Below are 5,697 nucleotides of genomic sequence, written 5' to 3'. Positions count from 1 at the left end.
AAGTCGCGGATGAAACAAGCGGCTCGGTCTTTGAAAACCAAATAGCAAGCCCAAGAAGAAGAGAAGGATTGCGGAAACCGCAGTCAATCTTTGAGAAGGCACCAGCAAGGGAGCGCTGAGAAGCGCATACCAGCAGTGCCTGCAGTGAATCAGCGAGCCAAGGTTCCTTAGCCGGACACTTGGTGAACGCCGGTTCAACCTTCAAATTAAAATTGGAGAGTTTGATCCTGGCTCAGAACGAACGCTGGCGGCGTGCCTAACACATGCAAGTCGAGCGCGAATAGGGGCAACCCTTAGTAGAGCGGCGCACGGGTGCGTAACACGTGGATAATCTGCCTGGATGCTCGGGATAACCAGTCGAAAGATTGGCTAATACCGGATAAGCCCACGGTTTCTTCGGAGACTGAGGGAAAAGGTGGCCTCTGTATACAAGCTATCACAACCAGATGAGTCCGCGGCCCATCAGCTAGTTGGCGGGGTAATGGCCCACCAAGGCAACGACGGGTAGCTGGTCTGAGAGGACGATCAGCCACACTGGAACTGAGACACGGTCCAGACTCCTACGGGAGGCAGCAGTGGGGAATTTTGCGCAATGGGCGAAAGCCTGACGCAGCAACGCCGCGTGTGTGATGAAGGTCTTTGGATTGTAAAGCACTTTCGACCGGGAAGAAAACCCGTTGGCTAACATCCAACGGCTTGACGGTACCGGGAGAAGAAGCACCGGCTAACTCTGTGCCAGCAGCCGCGGTAATACAGAGGGTGCAAGCGTTGTTCGGAATTATTGGGCGTAAAGCGCGTGTAGGCGGCGTGACAAGTCGGGTGTGAAAGCCCTCAGCTCAACTGAGGAAGTGCGCCCGAAACTGTCGTGCTTGAGTGCCGGAGAGGGTGGCGGAATTCCCCAAGTAGAGGTGAAATTCGTAGATATGGGGAGGAACACCGGTGGCGAAGGCGGCCACCTGGACGGCAACTGACGCTGAGACGCGAAAGCGTGGGGAGCAAACAGGATTAGATACCCTGGTAGTCCACGCCGTAAACGATGAGAACTAGGTGTCGTGGGAGTTGACCCCCGCGGTGCCGTAGCTAACGCATTAAGTTCTCCGCCTGGGAAGTACGGTCGCAAGACTAAAACTCAAAGGAATTGACGGGGGCCCGCACAAGCGGTGGAGCATGTGGTTTAATTCGACGCAACGCGCAGAACCTTACCTGGTCTTGACATCCTCGGAATGCCTCAGAGATGAGGCGGTGCCCGCAAGGGAGCCGAGAGACAGGTGCTGCATGGCTGTCGTCAGCTCGTGTCGTGAGATGTTGGGTTAAGTCCCGCAACGAGCGCAACCCTCGCCTTTAGTTGCCACGCAAGTGGATCTCTAGAGGGACTGCCGGTGTTAAACCGGAGGAAGGTGGGGATGACGTCAAGTCCTCATGGCCTTTATGACCAGGGCTACACACGTGCTACAATGGCCGGTACAGAGCGTTGCCAACCCGCGAGGGGGAGCTAATCGCATAAAACCGGTCTCAGTTCAGATTGGAGTCTGCAACTCGACTCCATGAAGGCGGAATCGCTAGTAATCGCAGATCAGCACGCTGCGGTGAATACGTTCCCGGGCCTTGTACACACCGCCCGTCACACCATGGGAGTCGATTGCTCCAGAAGTCACTTCACCAAGAGGTGCCCAAGGAGTGGTCGGTAACTGGGGTGAAGTCGTAACAAGGTAGCCGTAGGGGAACCTGCGGCTGGATCACCTCCTTTCTAAGGAGACCGGGCACCAGGCAGACACTTCGGTGTCAGCAGGTGGTGCCAGCGGCTTTCGAGCCGCGTCAGGTCGACCAGGTCAACGTTTCCGAGTCCAATCCGACTCTCTCTACTTCGGGCTTGCTGTTTGGTTTTGAAGGACTGAGTGCGCGAGAAGTCGCGGCACCAGCTCTTTGAGAATGAAGGACGCTGTAGAATCGACGCGGTAGCTCCTGGGCCTATAGCTCAGCTGGCTAGAGCGCGCGCCTGATAAGCGCGAGGTCGGTGGTTCAAGTCCACCTAGGCCCACTGTTTCCGCAGGCTTTAAGCCTGGGCAACGGTGACGCACCCAGCTAAATTGGCCCGGACACACGGGGCTGTAGCTCAGTTGGGAGAGCGCCAGCTTTGCAAGCTGGATGTCGTCGGTTCGATTCCGATCAGCTCCACACAAGTTTTCCCTGTCGCATTGAGGGAAGCGTTCTTTGACAAGTGCATACGAAGGGTAAGTTGCAATTTCTGCTGAGTAACAAGTTCTCGCAGAAGGCGCGCAACTCCCCACTGAAACCGACGCCGTGAGGCGAAGGCGAGGTGAGAGAGGGTTGGCGCTAACTACAAGCGTAGAGTGATTTTTTCCGGGCCTGCTGCGAAGAGCAGGGGTCTGGGCCTTGGTTTCGAGTTTCGACAATCCGCCGTGAGGCGGGCGTTAGACAAGAGATTAGGGCAAGTAAGCTACTAAGGGCGTGCGGTGGATGCCTAGGTGCCAAGAGGCGATGAAGGACGCGGGTGGCTGCGAAAAGCTTCGGGGAGCTGTCAACCAAGCGTTGATCCGGAGATGTCCGAATGGGGAAACCCAGCACTGCGAATAGCGGTGTTACCTCCTACTGAATACATAGGTAGGCAGGAGCTAACCAGGGGAAGTGAAACATCTCAGTACCCTGAGGAAGAGAAAACAACGAGTGATTCCCAAAGTAGCGGCGAGCGAAATGGGAACAGCCCAAACCGATGTCACGCAAGTGGCAGCGGGGTAGAGGGTCCACGGTAGGACTTTGACTGGCTAGCGGAAGTCTCTGGAAAGAGACACCAAAGGGCGTGATAGTCGCGTACGCGAAAGCTGGTTGGAGCTGAGTGGGTTACCCAAGTAAGACGGGACACGTGCAATCCTGTCTGAATCAGCCGGGACCATCCGGTAAGGCTAAATACTCCTTGGCGACCGATAGTGAACAAGTACCGCGAGGGAAAGGTGAAAAGAACCCCGGCAAGGGGAGTCAAAAGAACCTGAAACCGCATGTCTACAAGCAGTCCGAGCACTACGGCGCAAGCCAGTGCGAGGGCGTACCTTTTGCATCATGATTCGGCGACTTAATATACGTAGCGAGGCTAAGCCGTTAGGTGGAGCCGGAGCGAAAGCGAGTCCTAAAAGGGCGAATTAGTTGCGTGTATTATAACCCGAAGCGGGGTGATCTACACATGGCCAGGTTGAAGTGCGGGTAACACCGCATGGAGGACCGAACTCATGAAAGTTGAAAATTTCTGAGATGAGCTGTGTGTAGGGGTGAAAGGCCAATCAAACTCCGTGATAGCTGGTTCTCCCCGAAAGATATTTAGGTATCGGCTCGGGCAATTCAATACTGGAGGTAGAGCACTGGAACGGCTAGGGGTCTCACCAGATTACCAAACCGTACCAAACTCCGAATGCCAGTAATTGTTAGCCCGGGACGCAGTCAGTGGGTGATAACGTCCATTGGCAAGAGGGGAATAACCCAGACCGACAGCTAAGGTCCCCAAATCTAGTCTAAGTGAACACTAGAAAGGATGTGGCAGGTCATTGACAACCAGGAGGTTGGCTTAGAAGCAGCCATCCTTTAAAGAAAGCGTAATAGCTCACTGGTCAAGACAGGCCGCGCCGAAAATGTAACGGGGCTCAAGACTAGTACCGAAGCTTCGGGTCACACGCAAAACGTGTGGCGGTAGGGGAGCGTCCCAGTTGCAGCGAAGGTCGACCGAAAGGGCGGCTGGAGCGGCTGGGAGTGCTGATGCCGAAATGAGTAGCGATAAAGGGGGTGAGAAACCCCCTCGCCGTAAACCCAAGGTTTCCTGGGTCAAGTTAATCTTCCCAGGGTTAGCCGGAACCTAAGTCGAGGCCGAAAGGCGTAGATGATGGAAAGCAGGTTAATATTCCTGCGCCATCTTGTAAGCGTTGAACTAAGGGAGGACGGAGAAAGCTAGGCGAGCTGACCGGCGGTTGTGTCAGTCCAAAGGCGTAGGGGTGTCGCGTACGATTAAAGGCGCGGCAGCTATCCCCGAGACCCCATGGCGCCCCGTAAGGGGTAAGTCGCTGATGCTCTGCTTCCAAGAAAAGTCCCGTAGGGAGCTTGCAGGGTGTCCGTACCGTAAACCGACACAGGTGGGTGAGGAGAAAATCCTAAGGCGCTTGAGAGAACTCTCCTCCAAGGAACTAGGCAAATTTCCACCGTAACTTCGGAAGAAGGTGGGCCTCTGGTAGGTGAAGGCGTACAGCCGGAGCCGAGAGAGGTTGCAGAGAAATGGCGGTAGCGACTGTTTACCAAAAACACAGGACTCTGCGAAGGCGACAAGCCGACGTATAGGGTCTGACTCCTGCCCGGTGCTGGAAGGTTAAGGGGATTCGTCAGCCGCAAGGCAAAGCGATGATCCGAAGCCCCAGTAAACGGCGGCCGTAACTATAACGGTCCTAAGGTAGCGAAATTCCTTGTCGGGTAAGTTCCGACCTGCACGAATGGAGTAACGACTTCCGCGCTGTCTCGGAGAGGGACTCAGCGAAATTGAAATAGCTGTGCCGATGCAGTTTACCCGCAGCAAGACGGAAAGACCCCGTGAACCTTTACTATAACTTGACAGTGACACTAGGGATTGACTGTGTAGGATAGGTGGGAGCCTTTGAAGCCGGGCCGCTAGGTTCGGTGGAGGCAACGGTGAAATACCACCCTGTTGATTTCTGGTGTCTAACCATGTCCCGTAAGCCGGGATTGGGACACTGTCTGGTGGGTAGTTTGACTGGGGCGGTCGCCTCCCAAAGAGTAACGGAGGCGCGCGATGGTTCCCTCAGCCCGATTGGAAACCGGGCGGCGAGTGCAATGGCATAAGGGAGCTTGACTGCGAGACGGACACGTCGAGCAGGTGCGAAAGCAGGTCATAGTGATCCGGTGGTCCTGAATGGAAGGGCCATCGCTCAACGGATAAAAGGTACTCCGGGGATAACAGGCTTATCTCCCCCAAGAGTTCACATCGACGGGGAGGTTTGGCACCTCGATGTCGGCTCATCGCATCCTGGGGCTGGAGCAGGTCCCAAGGGTTTGGCTGTTCGCCAATTAAAGCGGTACGCGAGCTGGGTTCAAAACGTCGTGAGACAGTTTGGTCCCTATCTGCTGTGGGCGTAGGATACTTGAGAGGCTCTGACCTTAGTACGAGAGGACCGGGTTGGAGGCACCGCTGGTGTACCAGTTGTCTCGCCAGAGGCATCGCTGGGTAGCCATGTGCCGATTGGATAACCGCTGAAAGCATCTAAGCGGGAAACCGACCTCAAGACCAGGTATCCCGGGCGCAAGCCCCTGAAGACCCGTCGAAGACTACGACGTTGATAGGCCAGGTGTGTAAGCGCGGTAACGCGTTGAGCTAACTGGTACTAATTGGTCGAGAGGCTTACTTCCCCCTATCTCTTGCATGCCCCCTCAAGGGGAGTAAGGGACTCGGGGCCAAGGCCGAGACTGAATGCACTATGCATTCACCCGGACGAAACACTAGACGCACAGCGAGACTTGTACTCGCAGAATGCTGCAACTTACCCTTCGTATGCACTTCATGCTTTTCCGGTGGCTATGTCGGAGGGGTCACACCCGTTCCCATCCCGAACACGGAAGTTAAGCCCTCCAGAGCCGATGGTACTCCGCGGGAAACCGCGTGGGAGAGTAGGTCGCTGCCGGATTCTTTTT

At 55.6% G+C, this 5,697-nt stretch carries 2 tRNA genes and 3 rRNA genes; all 5 read left to right on the top strand.

The features are described 5' to 3' along the window. Positions 1-209: 209 nt before the first annotated feature. The 5 genes from HUA74_RS44825 to rrf all read left to right on the top strand — a co-directional run bounded on the left by HUA74_RS44825 (position 210) and on the right by rrf (position 5,690). Positions 210-1,747 (top strand): 16S ribosomal RNA (locus HUA74_RS44825). Between the two features lie 217 nt (positions 1,748-1,964). Further along, positions 1,965-2,038: transfer RNA gene (locus tag HUA74_RS44820), tRNA-Ile, on the top strand. Between the two features lie 64 nt (positions 2,039-2,102). Beyond that, a tRNA-Ala gene (locus tag HUA74_RS44815) sits at positions 2,103-2,175 on the top strand. Positions 2,176-2,451: 276 nt separating this feature from the next. Next, a 23S ribosomal RNA gene (locus HUA74_RS44810) occupies positions 2,452-5,415 on the top strand. A gap of 158 nt (positions 5,416-5,573) precedes the next feature. Beyond that, a 5S ribosomal RNA gene (gene rrf, locus HUA74_RS44805) occupies positions 5,574-5,690 on the top strand. Together the 16S, 23S and 5S rRNA genes with 2 tRNA genes alongside form the textbook arrangement of a ribosomal RNA operon. Positions 5,691-5,697: the final 7 nt, after the last annotated feature.

Source organism: Myxococcus sp. CA051A (assembly GCF_013336705.1).
In the GTDB taxonomy this organism is placed as follows: Bacteria; Myxococcota; Myxococcia; order Myxococcales; family Myxococcaceae; genus Myxococcus; species Myxococcus llanfairpwllgwyngyllgogerychwyrndrobwllllantysiliogogogochensis.
The sequence above is the reverse complement of the archived record's forward strand: the minus strand, read 5'-3'. Positions and strand labels throughout refer to the sequence as shown.